Genomic DNA, 25,916 nt, shown 5'->3' with positions numbered 1-25,916 from the left:
AATTATTTAGATGAAATAGCGACATAAAAGAGGTGATTTTGGCGCTGGAAACGTTGTTTAAAAAATAATTGGCTAAATTTATATAACAAAAATTTATTCATAAAGGTAAAATTTTAACAGGAGCTCTTCAGCAGATATCTAGCCATATATGCCCAGATGAGCCATTGTATGTAGAAAAGTAATTTAATTTAATAACGTTGACGCTACCTGAAGGAGGAAGAAGCAAACAAACTTGACGCGCATGTATGTTTGGATAGCGTTTGTTAAAATATGATCGGAGTATATGAAAAGCATAGAGCAGGACAAATATCAAGATACGGAGGTATTGGCTGTAAATTATCCGGATGTGATCTGGCTATTGATCGCGTCTTGCGCCTTCGGCGGTGTTTGCTGGTATCTGGGCTATCAGGGGGCTTTAGCGGACTGGCTTACAGACTGGCCGATCATCACAAGCTATCTATTTTTTGCATTGATGGCGGCTATTACTTTCCTGTATATACGTTTGGTCATTGCGCTCCTGGACAAAAAGCAGAATTGGTTATACGTTCCGCAGAAACGTATAGGTACACAGTTCTTTTTTTGCTGTGTATTGCCCACAATTTTTTTGTTCTGGATTATCGGTCCCGATACACTGGCTAAGGATGAATGGCTGTTATTTCCTTTAATGGTCATATTTAGTGGTATTCTGGTCTTGAATATGTGCTACACGGTGTATTTCTATGTGGCTATTCATCAAAAGCAAAAAAAGCAAATTGTTGAACTTAAGGAAGTAAACCATCAGCAGCAGTTAAAAATTAAGGATCTGGAGAAGCAGGTTAATCTGTTTTCCCCTGATCTGAAAGAGGTGAAGGAAGTTCTGGAAACGGAGTCTAGTGATAAAGATATTGATTCCATGGAGGAAATCGACCTGCCGCTAATAAAAGCGATAGATCCGGAGCAGGAGGTATTCCTGCTCAATAATAAGATCCTTTCCCAAAAGATACTGTACAAAGATTTAGGGATTTTTACGTTTAAAAATAGTATGGTCAGTCTTTATCTGAAAAACGCGATGGACGAAAGTCTGACCTGTGGCGAACAGCGCAGCCTAAAGGAAGTTGTAAATAGCACTCGGGGTTTTGTACAGAAGATAGACAGGGATAAGGCGATACCGCTGGATATGATCAGGGCTTGCTACGGGTTGAAGCGTGGCCGGTTGCGCATTGTACTTAAAATACCGTTTGAAGGCCGGTATGATTTTGAGGTGTCTGATAAGATTGCCAGGCATATCCGGGAATGGGTCATGTTGCAGGTGCCCATAGAAAAGGAGTAATACAATAATAGATAAACTTTAAAAGATAGATTATGGAAAAAGCAAAGGTAAATAGCTGGAAATGCCGTGCTACTGGTAAAATTGGATTTCTTTCTTTAATCGAAGCACAATGGATAATGCTTAATTTTAAGTTCAAATCACGCGTTCGGAACAAACTGGATGGCAAACGGATCAAACACCGGATGGGTAAGGACGCTTGTAAAAGGGCTTATTATTGTAAGTTTTGTAGGGGCTACCATATCACCAAATGGGATAAAGGACACTTTAGCAACTACAAGACTAAGGCTGAATCTTGGAAGATACCCAGTGTGTTAGGAAACTGGAATTATTCGATTGAATAATCTGGCTAGCCTATTGTCCATTCCCGAAAAAGGTGTACAAAAGGTCTAATACAGTTCTTACTTTACACTGGGGATAGAAGGAGCATCAAGCGTAAATGAAGCGCCAATAAAGCGTTACCTAAGCGTAGAGAGTGCGTAGTAAGTGCGTTAATAGCGTACTTCCAGCGCACTTACTACGCACTTAGCCCATTGCAAGATGGTACATAACGCGATTATACCTATGGAATGTATTTTGATCGTTTTATCTACGCCTGGTGCATACTTGATAGTTGGTTTCAGTCCGGCCTCCCCCTGATCTGTTGGGATCGGTAAGAGCAGGTATATTAGCTGTCTATCCGTTACCTTATAGGATTTTCAGCCTGTCCATAAAAGATGAATTACCAGAAGGACCCTTGCCCGGTTGCCAGCGTTGGTAGACTGGCCCGGAATTATGGTCTTATAGCAAACGTCAAGTCGTCCACAATAAAACATTTATTGAACAAAATTTAAACAGGTGCTAAATATATCTCCAAAAAAAGTTCCTGATAAGATCTAGTAGCTCCAGCAGCGACATGGTTGATAAAGTGAACAGTTTTCCCGAAAAACTGACTGTATAAGCAGATATACCTGTACAGGTTATTTATAGACCAGATCAATATTCCAATTATCTTTTGGATTGGGATTTTATTGGAGGTATAAGAAAAGAAGCAATGTTCGTCACATTGCTTCCAGTACGATTTATGCGATATTTCTATCTCTATGACCCGTTCTTAAAAAGGTAAAAGACTGAGGAGCGCATACCTCTGCCACTTTAGCCGTTTTGGTTGGCGCAGGTTTATTCTCGATCTTTCTTTCCAGTCTGTCCATGTCCACCGCAACCCTATTGTCCAATAACTTCGCATAATGCTGCGTAGTTTTGATATCCGTATGTCCAAGCATTTTTGAAACTGTTTCAATAGGAACACTATTGGCAAGCGTCACAGACGTGGCGAAGGTATGGCGTGACTTGTGAAAGGTCAACTCTTTTGTGATCTCGCACAGATCAGCGATTTCCTTTAGATAACTGTTCATTTTCTGATTACTCAGCACAGGAAGTACCATATCCTTTGTCACACATGGTGGATAATCACGATAACGTTCAATGATCTCAAGTGCCTTGAGAAGCAGTGGAATATTCGATGAGGTTTCGGTTTTCTCCCTACTGGTAAATATCCAGAGTTTTCCGTCCACACCCTCGGCAATATCGGTCCATTTTAGTTTCTTCACATCCGCATAGGAAAGTCCTGTGTAGCAACAAAAGACAAAGATATCACGCACATGCGCTAATCTTGGTATCTTGAACAACTTTTCCTCTATCCTCCTTAGTTCTGCATCCGTCAGAAACTCCTTCTCTTTCGCCTTCGCCTTAATCTTATAAAAAGCAAATGGATCGTCCGTTATCCATCTATGCGAAATACAGATCTTGATGATCTTACGAAGATGTTTCATGTATTTTGCTGCCGACACAGCTGAACAGCCCATTGTTGCTCGCAGAAAGAATTCGTACCCTGTGACAAAAGCATGGTCAATCTTTCTCGTGTCAATATCCTGCGACCTGTATTCTTTCTCAAGGTATCCACAAATATGTAATAAAGAGGTCTTATACCCTTTGAGCGTATTGGGCTTGAATCCATTGCCCAAAAGTGCTTCCATCTGCATATTATGCTCCCTGAACACATCCAAGAAATTTTTACGTTTGATATCCTTTCCCTGATACTTAAGTTTGATCGATTCCGCTGTGATTTCCTCTGCGGCAGCCGTCATAGCGGTATGGATCGTACTTATTTTAGTTACGAGGGTATCAAGATAGCTGTTCAGCGTCTTTACAGCTTCAGTCGTGCCTTTCACCCGGTTGGCTTTGGAGTTCCATTTTGGCGGATCACATTCCCGTCCAGTGGAGACTTCTTTTTGGACACCATCTACGGTAATCCGCATGTAGATCGGCTTGGGACCACTAACGTAATTTTTTGGTTTCTTCAAGTAGAAGAGCAAGGAATAATTTGTACTCATGACAACATCATTTAAGTGAAAGAAACCCTTTCCCGACTTTCGGGAAAGGCTCTGCATCGCCATTGAAAAAACAATGAAAGCAGATGCAAATGTAGCCTTGCAACTAAAACGGATCAAGATGTTTAATTTTCAAACAACTTGATTATAAGAATGTTAAATACATCTCAGTGAGTAAGCAAATGAGCGAAAATGACTCACTGAATGACTCACTTTTTTCTTGGGAATTCGTGTAAGTTTTGTAGATACTGAAAAACAAAAAAGCCTGCAAATGTTTAATTTGCAGGCTTTTTTATGTTTTGACTTTTAGATGTGTAGCCCGTAGGGGAATCGAACCCCTGTTTCAAGAATGAAAATCTTGCGTCCTAACCCCTAGACGAACGGGCCTTTTAATGCAACTCCAATAACATTGTTGTTTTTGGAGTTGCAAATATAGACCTTAAAATCAGTATTCCAAAAATAATTTTAAATATTTTTTAAATAAGGTCGAAACCGATATCTCTTCTGAAGTATTTACCTTCAAAATATATCCTTCCGGCATCTGCAGTTGCCTGCTGAAGGGCTTCGAACAGCGAATCTTGCAATGTGGTAACAGCAATTACACGTCCACCTGCAGTAACAATCTTACCATCTACTTCTTTCGTACCTGCTTGAAATACGATGGATTCTTTGACATTTTCAATATTGGCGATCTCTTTTCCCGACTCATAATCTCCAGGATAACCTCCCGCAACCAACATGACAGTTACGGCAGTTTTAGGAGATACCGTATAGGAACGTTGCTCCAGATTACCCTGTGCAACACCTTCCAGCAAATCTAACAGATCCGATTCAATACGCGGCAATACAGATTCAGTCTCTGGATCTCCCATACGAACATTATACTCGATGACATAAGGCTCTCCTTCCACATTCATCAAACCGATGAAAATAAATCCTTTATATGGAATGCCATCTTTTTTAAGTCCTTCAACTGTTGGTCTGATAATACGCTCTTCTACTTTATTTAAAAATGTCTCATCTGCAAAAGGAACCGGAGATATCGATCCCATACCACCCGTGTTTAGGCCTGTATCCCCCTCTCCAATACGTTTGTAATCTTTTGCAGAAGGAAGCACTTTATATGAATTCCCATCTGTCAAAACAAAAACAGACAATTCAATTCCTTTTAAGAATTCTTCAACAACCACAACTCGGCTAGCTTCTCCAAACTTTGAATCTGCGATCATCGCCTTTAACTCTGCTTTAGCATCTTCCAGCGTCTCACAGATCAACACTCCTTTGCCTGCAGCTAAACCATCGGCCTTAAGCACAATCGGCAATTTTTGCGTTTCAAGGTAAGCCAATCCATCTTCCAACGATGTTGCATCAAACGATCTTGAAGCAGCCGTAGGTACGCCATGGCGATCCATAAATTGCTTTGAAAAATCTTTTGAGCCCTCCAATTGAGCCCCCTCCTGTTGCGGCCCTATTACCGGGATATCTTTTAAATCTTCCCGATTTAAAAAATAATCATGAATACCTTTTACCAAAGGCTCTTCGGGACCGACGAGCACCATTTGCACGTTATTCTCCAAAACGAAGGAAGCAATAGCAGCAAAGTCAGTAACTTTAATATTTACATTCTGACCATACGCACCTGTTCCAGCATTTCCTGGAGCAATAAACAATTGATCTAAACGTGGACTTTTCGACAACTTATAGGCGAAGGCAGATTCACGACCTCCTGAACCGATTATTAGGATATTCATAACACAAAGATATTTTTTTTATGCTAATTTTAAGGTATCAGATCGTTTAAAATGAGACTAATATTTTGATTTATAAATTGATTAAAGGAAAAATATTTTCTAATTTTCATAAAACATTAGTCATATGTACGCTAAATTACTGCTGTTAGTAAACTGCCTGTTATTCGCTTTGCTGGCGTCGGCCCAGATCGATCAGACCTTGCAGAAACTGGATACTTACCATGAACGGCACATCAAGGAAAAGATTTATCTCCATTTGGACAAAAATGATTATTCGGCTGGCGAAACTATGTGGTTTAAACTTTACTGTACCACCGCCCCTTTTAATTATTTGAGCAACATCAGTAAAATTGCTAATGTAGAATTGATTTCTCCCACCAATAAGATCATTAAGAGTATCAAAATTCCTATTACACTCGGTCTAAGTATAGGCGACTTCAATCTGCCGGACACTTTGGAAGAAGGCTCCTACCGCGTTAGATCATTTACCCGATGGATGCAAAATGACTCTGTAGCCAATTTCTATGAACGCGTCGTCCCCATTACAAATGGTCGATCTGATCATATCATAACGAAAAGTGAACTGGTCAAAAACGGAACAGAAAACATGTTCCAGATTAATCTGAAAACCATTCAGGGAGCCCCGCTGATTAATAACAACATCAGTTATACCCTACAACCGAACAACAATAAAGAGAAATCCGGCCGACTGAAATCAAACGATAATGGAACAATAGCGCTGGAATTGAAAGATGATTTTAAAGGCGGGACACTGTCTTTACAATTTCTTTCGCTGGATAAAAGACGTATTCTAAAAAGTTTTGTCATCCCGGATCCAAACAACCAAAATAGCATCCAAATTTTCCCCGAAAGTGGCGAACTAGTCAACAACATATTATCCAAAACTGGGTTCAAAATCCTTAGCCCTAATGGTTTAGGAAAAAAAGCAAAAATAAAAGTTGTGGAGGAAAATCAAACAACAGTTGCCGATTTTGAAACCAATGCACTGGGAATGGGAAGTATCCCGCTCGTCTTACAGACAGGAAAAAAATACGTCGCTACAGCCCTCTTCGAAGATGGATCGTCAACAAGTGCGTCATTACCGCCTGTACAGAATTCCGGATATGTTCTAACCGTAAATTCGGTACTAAAGGATAAGATTGCAGCGCAACTTTCCGCTACTGCAGACTTGGTCAATGGCAAAGATATTTATCTAATAGCCCAATACAATGGCCTTGTACTTCATGCCGCCAAGCAGAAACTAAACGGAGCGGAGATCCTATTCAATATTCCCAAAAAAAACCTGCCATCCGGAGTTTTACAGTTGTCTATCTTAACAGACCAAATGATTCCTATTGTGGAAAGACTCGTGTTTAACTACAATACGACATCGACTTTACTTCCTGTCTCCGTAGAACTCAACAAACCCAGCTTCTCAACACGCGATAAAGTGATCGCAAATCTTTCCGTTAACTATGAAGATAGTGACACCACGAGGTTTGCCGCGCTTTCTGCATCAGTGGTAAACCTCAGTAAGGTTGATTCTACGACAGACCGTTATTATTCATCTATTGTCTCGGAGCTCCTATTGAAATCTGATCTTCGTGGCTTTATTGAACGTCCCAATTATTACTTTGAGGATTTAACGAACATTAAACTGACAGAGCTGGACAATCTTATGTTGATCCAAGGTTGGCGCAAGTTGGACTGGAAGAATTACATAAGTACATCAACAACTTCGCTCCTTCCTGAAAAAGGACTTACCATCGCTGGGACCATCAAGAAAACGGCCCGAAAGGCTGTGGTTCCAAATGCTAAAGTAACCCTAATACCGACGAGCAATATGTTGCTGAGTGCAGATACGCTGACAGACAATAATGGCCGATTTTCATTTGACGAACTTTTATTTGCAGACAGCGTCAAGTTTATTGTGACAGGTGATGGCCCTAAAGAGAAAAAAAGAGTTGATATTGTTATCGACAACCCGCTTACCCCTCCTCTAAATCCGAGTAAAGATCAACCCTTGTTGGTCAACGACATCAATACCACGCTGCTTACACAACTGAAAAATAGCCAACAATTCCTTGGCGAATTGGAAGCGGCGGGCATAATCCAAAAGAGCATTCGGTTGGAAGAGGTACAGGTCAATAGAGTACGAACAAATAAAGCTGACAAGAACTCCAGAAACCTCAATGGGCCAGGAAATGCCGATCAAGTGATCTCTGCAGACGAATTATCTGGCTGTGCTACATTTGCTCAATGCCTCAATGGACGGCTAAATGGTGTTATTTTTCGAAATGGAATCCCTTACAGCACAAGATCGATGAATAGTCCGATGCAAGTTGTTCTCGATGGAATGTATATTGAACCCGAGCAAATAGATATGATCAATACTGCGGACATTGCGAGTGTTGAAGTCTTGCGTAGCATTGGAAACACGGCAATTTATGGCATGTATGGAGGCAGTGGTGTTATTGTGATTACCAGTAAATCCGGAGATGCAATTGCTTCATCTTATACACCCACAGGCATTGTAACCATCACGCCAAAAGGGTTATATGTACCCCGAACCTTTTTCAAACCCCAATATGATGCAACAATCCAACATAAGCTTACACGCGATCTCCGGACAACAATCGCATGGGAACCAAATCTGATTACACAGAAAGAAGGAAAAACACATTTCGATTTCTTTACTTCTGACGAACCTGGGACTTACAAACTAACCGTTGAGGGAATAAGCATGGATGGAAAAATTGCTCATCTGGAGTATTTAATAGAGGTAAAACCACAATAGCAGCGCAAACAAATCGTTATATTTAAAAACAAGGTTATGCAACATATTAAAACCAAAATAGAAGATCATATTTTAAGTATTTTCCTCGACAGGGGGAAGTCAAATGCCATCGACACTCAGCTATTGAAGGAACTGATAGACACCTTGGAATCTTCCCAGCAAAATGAAGCCATTTATGGTGCACTATTGATTGGCAAGGAAAACTTCTTTAGCGCAGGACTCGATCTAATTACCTTATTCCAATACGATGAAGAACAGATTCAGGAATTCTGGAATTTATTCTTGGAGGCGACATCGCTACTGGCCGCTTTTCCAAAGCCGCTCGTGGCTGCAATATCTGGTCATAGCCCAGCTGGGGGCTGCGTACTGGCACTCTGCTGCGATTATCGCATTATGGCCGAAGGGAATTTTGTGATTGGCCTTAATGAAATTCCAGTCGGACTCATCGTCCCTGAAAGTATATTTCAGCTTTATGCATTTTGGATCGGAAAACGGAATGCGTATCAGAATTTGCTCGAAGGTAAATTGCTCTCTCCTGTAGATGCAAAAACACAGGGGCTTATCGATGACATTGTTCCCGCTAATATACTCTTCAATACCGCAACAAAAAAGATAAAACAGATCACGCAGTTCAACCAAAAGACCTGGCAGACATCCAAATTGAACTTCCGAAAGGAAATAATCCTTAAATTGCGCGAGAATAGAGAAGAGACAATCCAGCGCATCCTCGAACAATGGTGGCTTCCGTCAACGCGCTCTATTCTAAAGTCAATCATTGAAAACTTGACTTCGAAGAAGTAATATTAAACAAAATCATCATGAGAAATCTCTTTTTCTTTATTCTTATTTGTCTCACTGCAAGCACAATCTCCTGCAGAAATAGTAAAAAAGAAGATAAGGCTATAAAAATCGTACAGGATTCAATTCCTGTGGATACCCTACAAAAACCTGACACGACTGAAAAGGAAGTAAAGAAAGAGAACTCCGAAACGCTGGAGGAAGTACTGGAGAAACTTGCCAAGGCATATTCTGAGCAGGACAGTAAAACAATAAATTCCTATATACATCCCAAATTGGGAATTTATATTATTTATCGTCCAGGCGCACTAGACTCTTATGTACACCAAAACAGTTTTAATTTTTCTAAGCCTGTACCAGAGTACCATTCTTATGAAAAGTTAACATACAAGGGTCCATTGAAGTCCGGAAAACTACCTATTTTTGATTGTGGTACGATGAAGTGGGATAAAGCCGGATTCTATTACGATAGAAAATCCCGCCCCAATGAATTATCTCAAACGGCAAAGTTCATGAATGAAATTCTTGACGCCAAAATTAGTAATACTGAATTACAGCGACTAAGAAATATAGAATTCAAAAGTTATAGAGCCATTATGACCTCCAATGAACATGAAGAACCCTTTGTTTTTCATGTGACAAAAGAGGGAGAAAAATGGTATATTACAGCCATAGACCGCGCTTATGCCGGATGTGACGCATAATATGTTGTACATTTTAACCAAACTTAACGATAATGAAAAATTTAGATAAAGACATACAAAGGAAAATCGAAGATTGGTTAACCCCAAGTTATGATGAAGGAACTCGAAAGGCAGTTCAGGATTTAATTGACAATAATGAAGAGACAGAACTTACGGATTCTTTTTACAAGGATCTTGAGTTTGGAACCGGTGGCTTAAGGGGCATTATGGGTGTGGGCTCCAATCGTATGAATAAGTATACGATCGGCAAAGCCACGCAAGGATTAGCCAACTATTTAAAGAAACAATTCCCAGATCAGGAGATTAAAGTAGCGGTATCTTATGATAGCCGCAACAATTCGCAGGCATTTGGCCAGCTGGTTGCCAACGTTTTTGCCGCCAACGGCATCAAGGTACATCTGTTCACCGAATTGCGCCCGACCCCAATGTTGTCGTTTGCCATTCGTCATTTCGGCTGTCAGAGCGGTGTTATGCTAACGGCTTCACACAACCCAAAGGAGTACAATGGTTATAAGGCTTACTGGAACGATGGCTGCCAGCTGACTGCACCTCATGATAAAAATGTAATCGACGAAGTAAACGCAATCAGTTCAGTGAGCGCTATTGAATTTGACGGGAATACGCAAAACATCATTCCTGTTGGGGAAGAAATCGATCAGCGCTATATCAATGCCAATAAAACATTAAGTATTCATCCGGAAGCGGTACTGGCTCAAAAAAACTTGAAAATTGTTTTTTCGCCGATACATGGTACCGGAATTACCATTGTTCCTAAAATGCTAGAAGCCTGGGGATTTGAAAATGTTTCAGTCGTTGCTGAACAGGCCACGCCCGATGGCAACTTTCCAACGGTAATCTATCCAAACCCCGAAGAGGAAGATGCAATGGCCTTAGCAAAGAAAAAAGGGGAAGAAATTGATGCTGAACTTGTATTGGCAACAGATCCCGATGCTGATCGTGTCGGGATTGCCGTAAAAAATAATAAGGGACAATTTCAACTGCTCAATGGTAATCAGATCGGCAGTTTATTGATATACTATGTCCTCAGTGCAAAAAGTGAACTAAAACAACTCGGATCGAATCCATATATTGTAAAAACTATCGTAACTAGTAATTTACAATCCGATATTGCAGATCACTATGGTGTAAAACATTATGAAACACTTACAGGCTTCAAATATATTGGTGAATTGATTACCAACCTAGGTGATTCAGCACAATATCTTGCAGGCGGAGAGGAGAGTTATGGCTATCTAGTAGGCGATCTAGTGCGTGACAAGGACGCTCCAAACGCTTGTGCTTTCCTAGCCGAAATGACCGCCTATTTCAAAACAAAAAGAAAAACAGTTTACGAAGTTCTATTAGATATCTACAAAGAATTTGGCTGTTATCAAGAAAAGCTCATTTCCCTAACTAAAAAAGGAAAGGCTGGTGCCGAAGAAATTCAAGCCATGATGAATGGCTTACGTCATAATCTACCAACCACACTCGGTGGAATAAAAGTCAAAGAAATCAGGGACTATCAGCTTTCCCAAATCACAGATATGAGTACAGGGGAGAGAAGAGCGATCTCATTGCCTAAATCTGATGTATTGCAATTTATAACAGTAGATGGCGATGTGATTTCTGCCAGACCATCGGGAACTGAACCCAAGATTAAATTTTACTGTTCTGTAAAAGAAAGCTTGAAAGATACTGCTGATTATTTCGATGTACAAACTATTTTGGAAGAAAAGGTTGACCGCATGATGAAAGATATTGTAAGCTAATGGAAAAGTGGAAACTATTATCCTCTGAATATATCTGTAAAGAGCCTTGGGCTACACTGCGCAGAGATACCTGTGAGCTTCCGGATGGACGGATCAATGACCATTATTACGTACTGGAGTATCCAGATTGGGTAAATATGATTGGAATTACTGAGCAGAACGAACTTCTGGTCATTAAGCAATACCGCCATGGAGCGGGCATTATTTCATTGGAGATTCCCGCAGGGACAACAGAAGCAGGAGAAGATCCTAAACATGCTGCTGTGCGTGAAATGCTTGAAGAAACAGGCTATCAATTTGATCAGATTGAAGAAATCGCCACGCTTTATGCCAACCCGGCGACAAGTGGCAATATTACCTATACCTATCTGATGACGGGGGGTAAAAAAGTTCAGGAACAGGCATTAGATGAACATGAAGAAATCGATGTTTATCGTATACCGCTTGAAGAAGCAAAAAGCATGTTGCTGGACAACAAATTCAGTCAGGCACTACATGCTAGTGCGCTATTCTATGCTTTCAACAAATTAGGCTTGTTATAAAACAAGCCTAATTTTATTCTGTTTTTTTCATTCATACTTTTAATTTTCACTAGCTTGCTGATTTTTGTACCTTTGCATCATGGCAAGAGAAATTTTTGAAACCAAGCGAAAGGCCCTGAAAATAAATCTAAACCCAGAGATTTATGGAACCTTTGCAGAGATCGGTGCTGGACAGGAAGTCGCACGTAACTTTTTCAACGCAGGAGCAGCATCAGGCACAATTGCTAAAACAATGTCAGCTTACGACATGGCTTTCAGTGATGCAATTTATGGTGAAGAGGCTGATGGTCGATATGTCAGCAGAACACGTTTAAAGAAAATGCTCTCCCATGAATTCAATCTTCTTACCCAACGACTTCATGGCGATAAATACTGCAACAAAAAATTCTTTGCTTTTGCAGATACGGTAACAACCCTCAATTTCACCAAGACAAATGAACCTCACGGCTGGATCGGACTTCGCTTCCAACATGAAGTTGGAGGCCCTACAAATGATATCATTGTCCATGTAAGACTACTAGACAGCGACAACCAATTGCAACAAAAAGTTTTAGGTATAATTGGTGTAAACCTATTATTTGCGGCTTATTATTATACAGACAATGTGCAGACCATGATCGAATCATTGGTCGATAACCTTTCTGTTGGTTCCGTTGAGATTGACCTGGTTAAATTAAACGGGCCTCTATTTGAAAACGTCAACCAACGTCTAATCAACTTATACCTGATTGCAAAAGGATTTGCTAAAGCCGCAATATTCCAGCCTGATGGTAAAGCGGTACAAATCAAAGATTATCTGTACAAAAAGAACATTATTTTACTTCGTACCAAATACCGTCAGAAATCCCTTCCAAACTTTGATCTCTTCAATCTTGCCGTTGAACAGTTCAAAAAAAATACGGGTGCAACTGACGCAGACACCATTGTATTAATTGAAGTCCTGATGGGAAATGTGTTGGAAGATACACATGAAATTACAGATGAAGACCTGCAAGAATTTGCTTCTAGGGCTGACGAACTATGTGCGACAGGCAATAATATTATCGTTAGCAACTTTAGAAGAAATAATCATTTAGCCGAGTTTATAAGCAACTTTAAGCCTAAGAACATTGGAATTGCAACCAACGTTTACAATTTAAAGAACATTTTCAATTCAGATAATTATAATAAAGAGTTATACACCAATGAACTTCTTTCCTATATCTCGGGGATGTTCAATAAAAATGTGAAACTCTACGCATATCCTTATCTCTTGAAAAAAGAAAATAAGATTATTACAACGCACAATATGCCGGTTTCTGAAGAAGCCAAACCTTTATTTGAATTCTTAATTAAAAACGGCTATATCATAGATATTGAAAATTACGATGAGAAATTTGTAAAAACCGTATAAGCAGATTATCTCCAAAATTATAATTTATTATATAGCCCAATTTTCTTAAATTGGGCTATATTTATTTTTGTGCCTTATGAAGCAAGAAAATGTAATACTGGTTGACAGCAATGACAGGATGATTGGTAGCATGGAGAAATATGAAGCCCATGAAAAGGGGCTATTGCACCGTGCTTTTAGTGTATTTTTGTTCAATGAGCAAGACGAATTGCTCCTGCAACAAAGAGCATTAAGTAAATACCACTGTGGCGGACTTTGGACTAATAGCTGCTGTTCGCATCAGCGCCTGGAAGAAAGTAACGTAGACGCCGCCAAAAGGCGCTTAATGGAAGAACTGGGCATTATAGCAATGGACCTTCAAGATACCTTCTCGTTCGTTTATAAGGCTCAATTTGACAACGGACTTACGGAGCATGAATTCGATTATGTCTTATTTGGAAAATTTAATGGAACTCCAGAATTTAACGAAGAAGAAGTTGCCGAAACAAAATACTTGAATCGGCAGGAAATTCAAGATGCAATACAACAGGCACCCCAGCAGTTTACGCCCTGGTTCAAACTCATCTATGAACGTGCTTTTGATACGTATTTCAGTATATATAAAAACAAATTATAACGGTCATATACCATACAAAAAAGATCCTGCCTTTTAAAAAGCAGGATCTTTTTTCTTTCGTTTGGTGAAGCACTATAAGAATTTTTTATAGATGGAATACAGAATCTTAAGGTCATTCTCTCCCATGAACGCTGTATTTACGTCCTGCTGAATGTAGTGAATCTTAAATGCTTTTATTGCTGCATCCGGGTTACTCACATCGTATCCGATGATACGTAATGCCATTTTCGGATTAAAGTCTGCTGGAGGCGTCTCTAAATAGTCCTCATACCAAAAACCGAATCCTTGATCAGCCAGTTTTTTCCAAGGAAAACGTGATGGATCGTTTTTTCGAGTTGGTGCCAGATCCATATGTCCAATAAAATTTGCCTGCGGAATTCTATAAGTCGTTTTTAAATAGGCCAGCAACTGCGTCAAGGCATTTATCTGTGCATCAGTCCAAGGGTCAGTGGTCCCATTATTGTCTAGCTCAATGCCAATAGAAGAAGAATTGAGGTCCGTATCATTGCCCCATTTCCCCAAGCCCGCATGATGCGCACGATAGAGGTCATTGACCATCTGCACTACTTTCCCATCCCGACCGACCACATAATGGGAGCTTACACCTGCTTTCGCGGAATGAAATGTACGGATGGTCTGTCCCAAGGAATCCTGTGCTGTATGATGAATAACAACAAAATTGGGCTTACGGATACCGAAATTAATCGAGGCGATCCATTGTTGATCTTTGACATTCACCTTCTCCAATTGACCGGTAACAGGCGATTGTTTATAGAGTTTTGACAATTCTTTTGCTTGCTTCTTATATACCTTTTCAGTCTTCGCGTATTTACCTCCCGCACAGGAAGCCAATAATGCTGTTGCGACACAAAGATTGATGGAAAATTTTAGTATCTTCATATTGAAATGTTTCAGCACAAACTAAGGTAAATTTGCCAACAAAAACAAATTTATTAGCTTCGTCCTATAGTTCGACATAATTTCCAAATATCCTTTTCTTATACATTGCGAAACAACGCTGCCTGCTTTAAAAAAAGCCCAAACCAATGTTTGAGCCTTTCCCATATCAACTATGCATTTCCTGCTTAACTGAAATTATATTTTCTATTATTTCAGTGCGCTGAGGTTCAATTTTGCCAAAAATCCTTTCAGCTCGTCGAGGCTATACCCATTCCCCCGAAGGGTAATCAGATAGCGGTCTTTCTCGAGATAACTTATTTCGGAGCTTTTTGCCGTTGAGCCTTCCACTCCTTTGCTATCTGTTGTTTTTGCTCGTTTACCTTCAAATTCGCCAGTTTTTTCTATTTCAGTATCTGTAATTTTCTCTGAATCTACCATGAAGCCCATTTGCGCCAAGCCCACGATTGCCGAAGCTGTCTCGCCCGCGCCATCAATGATATTGACTTTAATTTCCTTTTGGTTATCTACAGTATATGTCGCCTCTCCAGATACAACCTCTGCCCCATACATTGATCCGCCAGAATAGGACGTTCTTTTTAAACCATCTAAGCTTTCCGGTAAAAAAGCCTTCAACTCTTCCGAACTTAAGGGTTTCTCGGATTTAAGTTTGGCTTGAAGGTCTTCCAATTTTTTTGCTCCATCACTCAGATTACCCAAGTTGGATACTCCCTTAACTACATCCGAAATCCCAGCCTCTTTCTCCTTAGCATCTTCACCACCTTCACTGGATTTGCTGTTGCCGCAGCTCGCGACCAAAAGGCCCAGTCCTAAGAGAACAGGCATTACTTTCCATTGTCTTTTCATGATTATCAGTTTTAATTAAAACGCTAAAAAGAACAAAATAATATAATTAATCTAAATTTTAAAATCTGTTCGCATACGATCTTTAGCCCTTAAGGCGCGACCTAAATTTCTACCTGTTACTTGCATTACCTAGGTACTGCCGAATGGGACTGCGCTACACAAAAAAAGGCCTCTATACGAGTATAGAGGCCTTCCGTTATAACTACCGAGATTATGCTTCGGCGTATTCCTCAATTGAAGGACACGAACAAATCAATGTACGGTCACCTTGAGAGTCGTTCACACGACCTACTGAAGGCCAGAATTTACGTTCTCTTACATACTCCAATGGGTATGCGGCAGTTTGACGACTGTAAGGTCTGTCCCACTCATCTGCAGTTACAACCGAAGCTGTATGTGGTGCATGTTTCAGTACGTTGTTAGCTTGGTCCACGTCTCCTGCTTCAACCGCAGCGATCTCTTCACGGATAGCAACTAATGCATCACAGAAACGATCCAATTCAGCCTTAGACTCAGATTCAGTAGGCTCAACCATCAATGTTCCTGCAACAGGGAAAGAAACAGTCGGTGCGTGGAAACCATAATCCATTAAACGTTTTGCAATATCTGCAACCTCGATACCAAAGTTTTTGAATCCACGGCAATCTAAGATCATTTCGTGTGCACAACGTCCGTTAGTACCTGAATAAAGTACTGGATACGCATTTTCTAAACGTGCCTTAATATAGTTTGCATTTAATATTGCGGTTCTTGTCGCATTTGTCAAGCCTTCACCACCCATCATTGAAATATAAGCATGGGAAATAAGCAAGATTGATGCTGAACCAAATGGAGCTGCAGAAACAGCAGAGATACCCTCTTCACCAGAAGTCGAAACCACTTCGTGGTTAGGTAAGAAAGGAACTAAGTGTTTTGCAACACCGATAGGTCCCATACCTGGACCTCCACCACCGTGAGGAATACAGAATGTTTTATGGAGGTTCAAGTGACAAACATCGGCACCAATATGCCCTGGGCTTGTCAATCCAACCTGTGCATTCATGTTCGCACCGTCCATATAAACCTGACCGCCATTTGCATGAACAATTTCACAGACTTCAATGATCGACTCTTCAAATACACCGTGTGTAGAAGGGTAAGTCACCATCAGTGAGTTCAAGTTTGCAGCATGTTCAGTCGCTTTTGCTCTTAAATCTGGAATATCGATATTTCCTAATTCATCACATTTCACAACGACCACTTTTAAGCCTGCCATAGAAGCAGAAGCAGGGTTGGTTCCGTGTGCAGAAGCAGGGATCAAACAGATATTACGTCCATGATCACCACGGCTCTCATGGTAAGCACGGATAACCATCAGACCAGCGTACTCACCTTGTGCTCCTGAATTTGGCTGGAAACTCATCTTCGCAAAACCAGTGATCTCAGACAACCAATCGTTCAATTCACCGATCATTTGCATATATCCAGAAGTTTGATCTGCAGGAGCAAATGGATGCAAACCGCCAAATCTCGCCCAAGTAACTGGCACCATTTCAGCTGTAGCATTCAATTTCATCGTACATGAGCCCAATGGAATCATCGAGTGGCAAAGCGATAAATCTTTTGCTTCCAACGATTTGATATAGCGCAACATCTCATGTTCAGAATGATAGCTATTAAAATTTGGATGTGTTAAGTAGGCAGAAGTACGTACTAAATCGGCAGGAATTGAAGAACCTAAATTCTCTTCTAATGCATCGAAATCTACGTCATTCAATGTTTTACCTTGAATTTTAGCAAATACTTTGATAATCGTCTTAATATCTTCGTATGTGGTTGTTTCGTCGATAGCAATTGAAACTTCCGAACCATTATAATAGAAGTTTAACTCGTTATTTAATGCTTCAGATTTCAAAGCACCAGCATGAGCACCTAAGTCTACACGTAGTGTATCAAAATAAGCTGCATTCAATTGCGTATAACCCAACGACTGTAATGCTTGATCCAACAGATTGGCCAAAGCATTTATACGTGATGCTATATTTTTGATTCCTTCTGGGCCATGGTACACGGCATAGAAAGAAGCCATAATCGCTAAAAGAGCTTGTGCAGTACAAATATTTGAAGAAGCTTTATCACGGCGGATATGTTGTTCACGAGTCTGCAAAGCCATACGCAATGCATACTTTCCATTTGAATCGGAAGTAACACCAATAATACGACCAGGGATATTACGTTTGAAGCTGTCGCGTGTCGCAAAATATGCTGCATGAGGACCACCAAAGCCCATCGGTACGCCAAAACGTTGCGAATTACCAACAACAACATCTGCACCCCATTCTCCAGGAGGCGTTAACAATGCTAAACTCATCAAATCTGCCGCAGCACATACGGTAATATGCTTACTGTGAGCTGTAGCTGCAAATGATTTATAATCAACAATTGAACCATCCGCTGCAGGATATTGAACAAATGCAGCAAATACATCATCTGTTAATTCTGATTCAGCAATAGCCGCAATTTTAAGTTCAATACCAAAAGACAAGGCACGGGTCTTCAAAACATCAACCGTCTGCGCATAGGCATTGTCCGACACCAAGAATACATTAGCATCTTTATTTTTCCGAGCTGAATAAAGCATAAACATGGCTTCAGCTGCAGCCGTAGCTTCATCCAACAAAGAAGCATTTGCTATTTCTAAACCAGTAAAGTCACAAATTACAGTCTGGAAGTTCAATAAAGCTTGTAACCTACCTTGTGCGATCTCCGCCTGATAAGGAGTATACTGCGTATACCATCCTGGGTTTTCAAATACATTTCGTTGAATGACGCCCGGAAGGATCACATCGTAGTAACCTTGACCAATAAAAGATTTAAAAACTTTATTTTTCTCAGCGATTTCCGCAATACGCTTTAAATAGGCTACCTCAGACAATGCTTTAGGAAGATTTAAAGGTTTTGGAGCACGAATTTGAGAAGGGACCGTTTGGTCAATAAGTTGGTCAATTGACGAAACGCCTAATTTAGCCAACATTTCATTCGCTTCAACTGGACTTGGGCCATTGTGGCGACTTTCGAATTTTTCTTGGAAGTGTATATTGCTCATGTGTGCAAAAAGTTAACGCTTATAGATAGTTAGCGACATAATAATTAGGCAATTAACTCTCTTATAAACAGTCGTTTTTTGGATGAGCAAAGATAGCAAAATAAATGACTGAAAACGAAGCAAAAAAGTGGATAAAAAGTCAGTTTTACTGAGCTACTGAAATGCAATCGATTGTCTTTGTCAATTAATTTTTGGAATAACCTCAAACATACAGATTGTTCATTATAAATATAACAAACAATACAACAATCGCTTGCTACAATTTAAAAAAAACACCGGGTTATCTGTTATTTCACCTACGCATTTCTTTCATTACTTCACTATTCTTTTTTGCAATGCCAATGAATTTTCAATAAATTAGTATATGTACCAATTGTAAAGTGACTTCGAAATAACGATATACACTTTTTTGCAAAGAACAACTGATATCAAGGGTATTTTGCTATCAGGAATCTTAACAAAGAAAACATTATCCAGCTAGGGAAGGATCTCTTTTGACAAATGTAAATTATCACAAAAAACGAATATCATTTCTTTTTAACGAATATAAAACAGCGAAGTAACGATTATAAACCATGAGAAAACAGGTAACAGACAGCGTTCTTTTAGTAAGACCCTCTGTCTTCCGTAAAAATGAACAGACTGCGGTCAACAATTTCTTCCAAAAGGATATCGAAAATCTCAGTATAGAAGAAGTCAACAAAGAAGCGCAAGGAGAGTTCGACGCGCTAGTAAATGAATTGAAGTCACATGGAATTTTGGTGACTGTCATTCAGGACGACGAGAAATCAGAAAGCCCCGACAGTATATTCCCCAATAATATTGTCTCCTTTCATCAGGATGGAAAAATAATTTTTTATCCTATGTTTGCTCCCAATCGTCGAAAAGAACATTTATTGGATTTCGAAGGTCCGTTGAAGCAAAACGGTTATTATGTAAAACTAACTAAAGATCTCAGTGAAGCCGAAAACAATAAACAATATTTGGAGGGCACTGGCGCACTCGTTTTGGACCGAGCTCACCGTATAGCCTACTGTGCCTTATCCGAAAGGGCGGACAGAAGTATGCTCGATGAATATTGCAGAACTGAAAACTATACACCTGTTGTATTTCACGCCTTCCAAACTGTCCATGGAGAGCGGAGACCTATCTATCACACCAATGTGGTGCTAGCCGTAGGCGAAGACTTTGCCATCTTATGTCCGCAGGCAATTGACGATCCCGCCGAGCTCAAAACCCTACTGAAAAGTTTGAAAGATACAGGCAAGGAGATCATTGAAATCAACGAGAACCAACTCGAATCTTTTGCGGCAAACTGCCTCCAAGTGAGAAACAAATATGGGAATCGGTTTATTGTCCTGAGCAATCAGGCTTTATCCTCATTGACTTTATACCAAACAGCGCAATTAGAAAAGCATGGTAAAATCATCCATCAGGATCTACATGTTATCGAGACCTGTGGTGGCGGAAGTGTGCGTCACATGATGGCCGAAGTTTTTCTTCCGAAAGAAAAAATACTGAGCTAACCATCAAATATCACGATGCTAGCGGAAAACATCCTTTTAGCAGGTCTACTCTACCACTTTAGGCTTACGAATAAACAAATAAAATGCCCCTTGAAGCCATTGCTCAAAGGGGCATTACCTTTTCTAAAACAATCTAATTTCTCCAGCCAATTTAGAACGAATACCTCAATCCCAATTGGAATTGGTACGGATTTCCTGAAGGTGACACAATACCAGAGTTGTTCAATCTATAATTGAACTGTTGCTTAACCGGGTCAAATGCAGGAATTTCGGGATTACCATTTGCTGCCGCGGTTTTTGATACAGCGTACAACGATTGGTTACCTAAAGATTCATTGACTCCCCAGGTTTTCTTAAAGAGATTCGCGACATTGAATACGTCTGCAGAAAGCTCCAAAGCATGCGTTTTGTAGAGGTTGAATTTTTTAGCTATTCTTAAATCAATCAAACCGTAAAAACCATTAATACCACCATTTCTTTCCGCCATCTTACCTTCATACTTTTTAATATAATCTTTCAGACTTTGACTGGCTTCACCATTCGCCAACAAGGTATTCATGGCATCAGCCAAAGCTTTTGGTGTGTTTGTACTATTGGGATCGAAAATAAAGGCCAAGTCATTCGAATTGGATACAAAATCGCCATTGATGTTACCTCCAGCAAGTAAGCTGTAGCGTGTTCACCAATTCCCGAATAACGAACCCCTACACTGACACCATAAAATGTAGGTAGTGTACCATAAATAACAATTTTGTTTCGGAATTGATTATTCGAATAACTCATCTTACTCAAATCTCTTGGATCATCTTTTACCGCCAGCGATAAGGTCGCTGTATTGGCAACATTTCCATTGTAGGATGTGTTATCTTTCGCATCGTTCCACGTGTAGCTTACAGAAATCGATCCATCTTTGTAGTACTGATAACTTGCATCCAATACAACTGCAAACTGATTTACTTTTCCCTCAGAGTTCAGTTCTAACACGCGTCCAAACTTATTGGAAATCCTTCCCTGTTTCCAATCTGGAACACCATTGACAATAGCCGTCGCCGGCACGAATACCCCACGATTATCTTCATTCGCCAATCTAAAGAACGGATCTTGAACCATATTACGATCAACATACATGTAGTTGTTGCGTCCTAGATTCATATATCCTGAAAGACTTGCTTTTAATTTTTCGGTAAAGAAGTGCGTGTAAGAAACATTGGCCTTGTACACCACTGGTATTTTCGCATCAGCTCCGTAGGTATTGATCGTTGGCACTTGAAATTGAACCAAGGTTGGCGTTTTTGACGGATCTTGTCTGTACCCCACAAAATTAGGCGTAGGTACATCGTTACCGCGAACATCTACCGTTGCGAAATGCTTCCCATCAAAAGTTAAATTATTGATGGTCATATAATTATTAATATCAGATGCAAAGATACCTGCCCCTACACGGAAAAAATCTTTTCTTTCTTCATTCACATCCCAAGTCATCTGGAAACGCGGCTGTACTACAAAGGATTTCAACTTGTGATCTGTACGCACCCCCACTTCTTTCAATAATTCTTCATTCAGTGGAGAGGTTGGGTAATGACCATAATCCAATCGTAGTCCCGCAACCAAATCCAATCCTTTTGCCAATTTAGTCTGCAACTGTCCATACGCACCAGCATTAAATATCTTTCCAATAACAGTTGGATCTGCCACTAAGGGAACTTCCCGGTAAAATGCGTAAGGTTTTAAGTTTGCAAAATTTTGCAATGCCGTATTGGTCTCATCGTCCCTAAAATGAAAACGTCCGTTGACTTCACTTCCGTAAATCGAATTTGCATGTGTATACATCAAATCCACACCAAAAGTATAATTGATATTGTCTGTGCTATAATACAAGTTATTGACCAACTGTACGACATTATTCTTAAAGGACTCCTGGGCAAACCGATGACCGCCTAATTGGATGTTGGTCGACAGATTACTTCCATCAATGGTAGACACCACATTCTCAACAATGGCACGGGGAATGTTTTGACTAGGCAACATGTCGCCAGGACTACTTTTTTGAAAAGTATACAGGTGTTGCAATTTCAGTTCATTAGTAAGCTTGGGGGAAATGGAAGTCCGTAAAGTTGCTAAAAAACTGTTATCAATATTCTTGTCATTTCCGTATGATTCATATAAATTGATAGCGGTATTATCCTCCAGACCAAGTTTATTGAGGTCACTTGTAAAGTTATTGCGTATTGTCAATAAGTTCTTTTCATTGATCTGCCAGTCTATACGACCAAAAACAGCATCAGAATTACGTTTTTTATCGAAAGAACCATATTGCCTATCATTACTCAATCCATATTTTTCACGACCTATCCGAATATACTCATCTAAGGTAGATTGAGTAACATTGAAACGTTTTTCATCTGCGGGAGAATTGATATCCGCAATAATCAGTGGGCGGGCATCCCGTTGATGATCCCATGCAACAAAATAATGTAATTTGTCTTTAATGATCGGACCGCCCAATGTAAATCCATATTGATAGGTAGAAAAATCATTGCTTCGTTTGTTTCCTCTGATATCGTAGGGACTGGACAACCAATCGGCCCTTGAATAAAGCCAAGCGCTTCCGTGCGTTTGATTTGTTCCCTGTTTGGTCACCGCACTAACGGTTCCACCGCCCGCTCTTCCGTAGGTCACATCATACTGGTTGGTGACCACTTTAAATTCCCGGACTGCTTCTATCGAAATGGAGAAAGGTGCGCCGCTACGGCTGGTTGTCGAACCTGCAGAAGTCGGATTTTTGGCATTCATACCATCGATGGTAAAATTGGTAGAAGAGCCCAACTGGCCACCGATATTATCGCCCTTACTCAAAGGAGACAAATCCATTAGCGACGTAAAATTCCGGCCGTTGACAGGCAACTTCGCGATATCCTTGGCTGTAACCGCGGTAGCGGCACCTAGATTTTCTATTTTATTCTTCAGCGTACTTATTCCTGTTAATTCAACAGTTTACAATACATTCGACGTGTTTTGAATAGGAATGGTCAAGCGTACAATATCACCCTGATTTAAATTAAATCCCGAACGAACTTGTTCGCCATAACCTATATAAGTTACTTTGACGGTATAGGGACCACCTAAAGGCAACTCCTTAAAGTTGAAATCACCATTTGCATTGGTTGAGGTCTTCGTTGTGAAACCGGTCGATTCATTCCGTACTTCGATGGAAGCACCATGAACCCCTTTGTTGTTCTCGTCCGTAATCTTTCCGGAAAACCCCGCTTGGGTCGTTTGTGCGTACAACCCTGTTCAAAGTGCGATGGCACACGTTGTAAGTAGAAATTCTTTCATTTAGTTGTTGGTTGTGATAATGAAAGCAAAACTACATCGGAACTGTTAACAGGAGCTAAACGAAATATTATGAAATTATAAACAAAGCATTTCAACGTGTATATAAACAAAATGAAACTTCTTTAGGAAAAAAAGACAATACCGGAAAAGGCAACAAAAGTATTTTAAGATAGGGATAGAAATATCCCGATACTGCAAACATCATGATTTAGCAGACAGTAACAAAAAGAACGCAAACTGAAAATTCTTTCTGCCCAATAATATCACAAAAAAAGTCAGCCGAAGCTGACTTGCTAATACAAAATTGTAAACTTAAAATCCAATGGATTAAAGTATTTGTAAAGATCCCTAAATAGGTTATCTCCATATTTGACATAGAGTAACGCAAAATTTTCAGACCTTTCCTGTAGTCCTCCGCCAGGAAAGAGCTTTTCCTTCACATTATCAATATCGGTTAAAGCATGTTGATGATTTCGCTTTTCGGCTTTCATCAGCTTTTTCTCCAAATTATTGATCGCTTTTTTTAACCGCGCTTTTACCGCTTCCGTACTAGGGCCTAAACTTGGATCTATTTTGTGGGTTCGTAACTTTATCTTACCAAAAATAGCGTTCAGCTCCATCCATTCGTCATTAAGATTCAAACGTTCTTTGGTATGACGTCGAACATATTCTTTTTTCAGCACTTCTGCTGGACGAAAGATACTCTTAAAGGTTAGATCAACGCGAAATAATTTAGCCGCAACGTTGTCCTCAGTTATCATCGCTGAATTGCGCGGTATCAAAATTGGAAAATCTACCTGATATTGGTCAAAGTTAGACTTCAGTTGCATCCAGTAGACCATTTCGGCGCCACCACCAATATAAGCAAGATTGGGAAGTATAATTTCCTGATACATCGGACGCATAACCACATTTGGACTGAAACGCTCTGGATAATGATCAATCTCATGTTCAAGCTCAGCCTTCGTAAAATAAATATTCTGGTGCAATACTTCGTATCGACCATCCGCAGCGATCACCAAGCGCTCCCTAAAGTCATCCGTCAAATAAAAGAAATTAATCTCACGAGCATGCACTTGGGTAGAGAAACCATTTGATTCCAACTCTTCCGATCGCGCTGTTATTGCCTTAAAGCTTTTTTCAGATAAGATATCTTCCTTAATAATTGGCTTGAACAGTTCCTTCAATTCCCGGTCATCTGCATCGACGATCAAAAGACCGTAAGACTTAAACAACTCATTGACCATATACCGTGTTGCATCTGCTAATCGATCATGGTTCAAATAGGCTTCTTCTACAATGCGTGTCAGCCTGGTCGAATTTTCGGAAAGCCCTAAAATATTGGTATACTGCTTCACAGCATCAACGATTGTTGCGGTATCCATTCGCCCCGTAGCAGAAACAGCAGGAGTATCCCAAGCAATTTTCTTACCGAAGACTCTGGTGTGGTTGATCTCTTCAAAATCATGATCTTCAGTTGCCATCCAATATACTGGAATAAACGTTTTATCAGGATGCTTGGCATGTAAATCTTCAGACAAACGTATTGCCGTCATGATTTTAAAAATAAAATATAAAGGCCCCGTAAAAATATTGAGCTGATGCCCAGTTGTAATGGTATAGGAATTTTGGTCGAGCAACAGTTCTATATTGGCCGCTACAGCAGGAGAATCCTTTAATAGTTCGCCATATTGTTTTTTAAGACGCTCAACAAGAATTTCCCTGTGTTCAAATTTCTTCTTTTCGTTCAATTGCTTTTCAAAACCAGCCCAGGTAGGCCAATTCCCAACAAAAGGTTTTAAGGCTTCATCATGTGCCAAATAGGCTAATAAAGTCTTGGAGAAGCTATTTGTTTCACTATATTCAATATAAGTTGCCTTCATCTGCAAATTTTATTAATTATTCTCTATTCTTAATTGATAACGAAAATCCCCCAAAGCAACCTGACATGGCAGTGAATCTTTTCCGTTAATAGAACCTATTTTCAATTTCAATCAGAAGGCTGATTCATCCTGAAACTACAGGCTTTCTTGAATCTGATTTTAAACGGCTATAGATTGTTTAAAATGGGGATTGTACGTTTACAAATGTATCTAGTTTGCCCCGACAAAATAGTGAATTTTCACAAAAAGCTTGTCCCGCTTTTAAATTATATCATTT

19 protein-coding genes and 1 tRNA gene are annotated in these 25,916 nt (G+C 40.0%); 10 read left to right on the top strand and 10 right to left on the bottom strand.

Translation table 11 applies throughout. The features are described from left to right. The first annotated feature begins 283 nt into the window (after positions 1 to 283). The gene (locus L1283_RS09560) at positions 284 to 1,309 is read left to right on the top strand and encodes a hypothetical protein (protein WP_286849663.1); all 1,026 of its coding nucleotides are present in this window, start codon (positions 284 to 286) and stop codon (positions 1,307 to 1,309) included. Between the two features lie 32 nt (positions 1,310 to 1,341). Next, positions 1,342 to 1,650, top strand: coding sequence for a hypothetical protein (locus L1283_RS09555; RefSeq protein ID WP_286849662.1), 309 nt, complete (start codon positions 1,342 to 1,344; stop codon positions 1,648 to 1,650). Between the two features lie 717 nt (positions 1,651 to 2,367). Here the strand turns inward: L1283_RS09555 and L1283_RS09550 are convergent. The 3 genes from L1283_RS09550 to purD form a co-directional block, all read right to left on the bottom strand. Further along, positions 2,368 to 3,678 carry a site-specific integrase gene (locus L1283_RS09550; RefSeq protein ID WP_286849661.1) on the bottom strand — a complete coding sequence of 437 codons (1,311 nt, stop codon included), beginning with the start codon at positions 3,676 to 3,678 and terminating at the stop codon, positions 2,368 to 2,370. Between the two features lie 312 nt (positions 3,679 to 3,990). Next, positions 3,991 to 4,062, bottom strand: a tRNA-Glu gene (locus L1283_RS09545). 89 nt (positions 4,063 to 4,151) lie between these two features. After that, complete coding sequence (gene purD / locus L1283_RS09540; protein WP_112375194.1) at positions 4,152 to 5,426, bottom strand: phosphoribosylamine--glycine ligase; 1,275 nt, start codon at positions 5,424 to 5,426, stop codon at positions 4,152 to 4,154. Between the two features lie 124 nt (positions 5,427 to 5,550). Here purD and L1283_RS09535 point away from each other — a divergent pair, with 124 nt between their 5' ends. The 7 genes from L1283_RS09535 (at position 5,551) to idi (ending at position 14,045) form a co-directional block, all read left to right on the top strand. Further along, positions 5,551 to 8,223 (top strand): carboxypeptidase-like regulatory domain-containing protein, encoded by a 2,673-nt coding sequence (locus L1283_RS09535; protein ID WP_115046064.1) that lies wholly within the window; start codon positions 5,551 to 5,553, stop codon positions 8,221 to 8,223. A 36-nt stretch (positions 8,224 to 8,259) separates the two neighbouring features. Then, positions 8,260 to 9,024 (top strand): enoyl-CoA hydratase/isomerase family protein, encoded by a 765-nt coding sequence (locus tag L1283_RS09530; RefSeq protein ID WP_115046066.1) that lies wholly within the window; start codon positions 8,260 to 8,262, stop codon positions 9,022 to 9,024. Between the two features lie 17 nt (positions 9,025 to 9,041). After that, on the top strand, positions 9,042 to 9,725 hold the full coding sequence (locus tag L1283_RS09525) for a hypothetical protein (RefSeq protein WP_115046068.1): 684 nt from the start codon (positions 9,042 to 9,044) through the stop codon (positions 9,723 to 9,725). Positions 9,726 to 9,757: 32 nt separating this feature from the next. Then, a complete protein-coding gene (locus L1283_RS09520) occupies positions 9,758 to 11,494 on the top strand; it encodes a phospho-sugar mutase (RefSeq protein ID WP_429626076.1) in 1,737 nt (578 codons plus the stop codon). Continuing rightward, positions 11,494 to 12,036, top strand: a complete 543-nt coding sequence (locus L1283_RS09515) for an NUDIX hydrolase (protein WP_088159778.1) — start codon at positions 11,494 to 11,496, stop codon at positions 12,034 to 12,036. Before L1283_RS09520 ends, L1283_RS09515 begins: the two co-directional genes overlap by 1 nt. A gap of 79 nt (positions 12,037 to 12,115) precedes the next feature. Continuing rightward, complete coding sequence (locus L1283_RS09510) at positions 12,116 to 13,429, top strand: nicotinamide mononucleotide adenylyltransferase (RefSeq protein ID WP_075990474.1); 1,314 nt, start codon at positions 12,116 to 12,118, stop codon at positions 13,427 to 13,429. 76 nt (positions 13,430 to 13,505) lie between these two features. After that, a complete protein-coding gene (idi, locus tag L1283_RS09505; protein ID WP_429626075.1) occupies positions 13,506 to 14,045 on the top strand; it encodes an isopentenyl-diphosphate Delta-isomerase in 540 nt (179 codons plus the stop codon). Positions 14,046 to 14,117: 72 nt separating this feature from the next. On the opposite strand, the gene L1283_RS09500 is transcribed toward idi, so the two are convergent. The 3 genes from L1283_RS09500 to gcvP all read right to left on the bottom strand — a co-directional run bounded on the left by L1283_RS09500 (position 14,118) and on the right by gcvP (position 18,894). Next, positions 14,118 to 14,945 (bottom strand): N-acetylmuramoyl-L-alanine amidase, encoded by an 828-nt coding sequence (locus tag L1283_RS09500; protein ID WP_429626074.1) that lies wholly within the window; start codon positions 14,943 to 14,945, stop codon positions 14,118 to 14,120. A gap of 207 nt (positions 14,946 to 15,152) precedes the next feature. Next, a complete protein-coding gene (locus L1283_RS09495) occupies positions 15,153 to 15,809 on the bottom strand; it encodes a hypothetical protein (RefSeq protein WP_075990471.1) in 657 nt (218 codons plus the stop codon). Positions 15,810 to 16,020: 211 nt separating this feature from the next. Next, positions 16,021 to 18,894 (bottom strand): aminomethyl-transferring glycine dehydrogenase, encoded by a 2,874-nt coding sequence (gene gcvP, locus L1283_RS09490; protein WP_429626073.1) that lies wholly within the window; start codon positions 18,892 to 18,894, stop codon positions 16,021 to 16,023. 575 nt (positions 18,895 to 19,469) lie between these two features. On the opposite strand from gcvP, the gene ctlX reads away from it, so the two are divergent. Next, positions 19,470 to 20,420 carry a citrulline utilization hydrolase CtlX gene (ctlX, locus tag L1283_RS09485; protein ID WP_286898468.1) on the top strand — a complete coding sequence of 317 codons (951 nt, stop codon included), beginning with the start codon at positions 19,470 to 19,472 and terminating at the stop codon, positions 20,418 to 20,420. Between the two features lie 151 nt (positions 20,421 to 20,571). Here the strand turns inward: ctlX and L1283_RS09480 are convergent, their stop codons facing one another. From L1283_RS09480 to bshC, 4 genes are all read right to left on the bottom strand, one after another. Further along, positions 20,572 to 20,979, bottom strand: coding sequence for a hypothetical protein (locus L1283_RS09480; RefSeq protein ID WP_333621308.1), 408 nt, complete (start codon positions 20,977 to 20,979; stop codon positions 20,572 to 20,574). Continuing rightward, complete coding sequence (locus L1283_RS09475) at positions 20,976 to 23,291, bottom strand: hypothetical protein (RefSeq protein WP_429626072.1); 2,316 nt, start codon at positions 23,289 to 23,291, stop codon at positions 20,976 to 20,978. Before L1283_RS09475 ends, L1283_RS09480 begins: the two co-directional genes overlap by 4 nt. A 123-nt stretch (positions 23,292 to 23,414) precedes the next feature. Next, positions 23,415 to 23,708: a carboxypeptidase-like regulatory domain-containing protein gene (locus tag L1283_RS09470; RefSeq protein WP_254667657.1), complete on the bottom strand. Its 294-nt coding sequence runs from the start codon at positions 23,706 to 23,708 to the stop codon at positions 23,415 to 23,417. Positions 23,709 to 24,049: 341 nt separating this feature from the next. Next, on the bottom strand, positions 24,050 to 25,639 hold the full coding sequence (gene bshC / locus L1283_RS09465; RefSeq protein ID WP_429626071.1) for a bacillithiol biosynthesis cysteine-adding enzyme BshC: 1,590 nt from the start codon (positions 25,637 to 25,639) through the stop codon (positions 24,050 to 24,052). Positions 25,640 to 25,916: the final 277 nt, after the last annotated feature.

The sequence above is a fragment of the Sphingobacterium sp. HSC-15S19 genome (assembly GCF_050433745.1).
Lineage (GTDB): Bacteria > Bacteroidota > Bacteroidia > Sphingobacteriales > Sphingobacteriaceae > Sphingobacterium > Sphingobacterium siyangense.
Note: the sequence above shows the minus strand (reverse complement) of the source record. Positions and strands in the feature narration are given on the sequence as shown.

What these genes read in the sequence shown, in the direction of transcription:
- L1283_RS09560 (WP_286849663.1), top strand. Translation starts at nt 284, where the DNA reads ATGAAAAGCATAGAGCAGGACAAATATCAAGATACGGAGGTATTGGCT.
- L1283_RS09555 (WP_286849662.1), top strand. Translation starts at nt 1,342, where the DNA reads ATGGAAAAAGCAAAGGTAAATAGCTGGAAATGCCGTGCTACTGGTAAA.
- L1283_RS09550 (WP_286849661.1), bottom strand. Translation starts at nt 3,678, where the DNA reads ATGAGTACAAATTATTCCTTGCTCTTCTACTTGAAGAAACCAAAAAAT.
- purD (WP_112375194.1), bottom strand. Translation starts at nt 5,426, where the DNA reads ATGAATATCCTAATAATCGGTTCAGGAGGTCGTGAATCTGCCTTCGCC.
- L1283_RS09535 (WP_115046064.1), top strand. Translation starts at nt 5,551, where the DNA reads ATGTACGCTAAATTACTGCTGTTAGTAAACTGCCTGTTATTCGCTTTG.
- L1283_RS09530 (WP_115046066.1), top strand. Translation starts at nt 8,260, where the DNA reads ATGCAACATATTAAAACCAAAATAGAAGATCATATTTTAAGTATTTTC.
- L1283_RS09525 (WP_115046068.1), top strand. Translation starts at nt 9,042, where the DNA reads ATGAGAAATCTCTTTTTCTTTATTCTTATTTGTCTCACTGCAAGCACA.
- L1283_RS09520 (WP_429626076.1), top strand. Translation starts at nt 9,758, where the DNA reads ATGAAAAATTTAGATAAAGACATACAAAGGAAAATCGAAGATTGGTTA.
- L1283_RS09515 (WP_088159778.1), top strand. Translation starts at nt 11,494, where the DNA reads ATGGAAAAGTGGAAACTATTATCCTCTGAATATATCTGTAAAGAGCCT.
- L1283_RS09510 (WP_075990474.1), top strand. Translation starts at nt 12,116, where the DNA reads ATGGCAAGAGAAATTTTTGAAACCAAGCGAAAGGCCCTGAAAATAAAT.
- idi (WP_429626075.1), top strand. Translation starts at nt 13,506, where the DNA reads ATGAAGCAAGAAAATGTAATACTGGTTGACAGCAATGACAGGATGATT.
- L1283_RS09500 (WP_429626074.1), bottom strand. Translation starts at nt 14,945, where the DNA reads ATGAAGATACTAAAATTTTCCATCAATCTTTGTGTCGCAACAGCATTA.
- L1283_RS09495 (WP_075990471.1), bottom strand. Translation starts at nt 15,809, where the DNA reads ATGAAAAGACAATGGAAAGTAATGCCTGTTCTCTTAGGACTGGGCCTT.
- gcvP (WP_429626073.1), bottom strand. Translation starts at nt 18,894, where the DNA reads ATGAGCAATATACACTTCCAAGAAAAATTCGAAAGTCGCCACAATGGC.
- ctlX (WP_286898468.1), top strand. Translation starts at nt 19,470, where the DNA reads ATGAGAAAACAGGTAACAGACAGCGTTCTTTTAGTAAGACCCTCTGTC.
- L1283_RS09480 (WP_333621308.1), bottom strand. Translation starts at nt 20,979, where the DNA reads ATGAATACCTTGTTGGCGAATGGTGAAGCCAGTCAAAGTCTGAAAGAT.
- L1283_RS09475 (WP_429626072.1), bottom strand. Translation starts at nt 23,291, where the DNA reads ATGGATTTGTCTCCTTTGAGTAAGGGCGATAATATCGGTGGCCAGTTG.
- bshC (WP_429626071.1), bottom strand. Translation starts at nt 25,639, where the DNA reads ATGAAGGCAACTTATATTGAATATAGTGAAACAAATAGCTTCTCCAAG.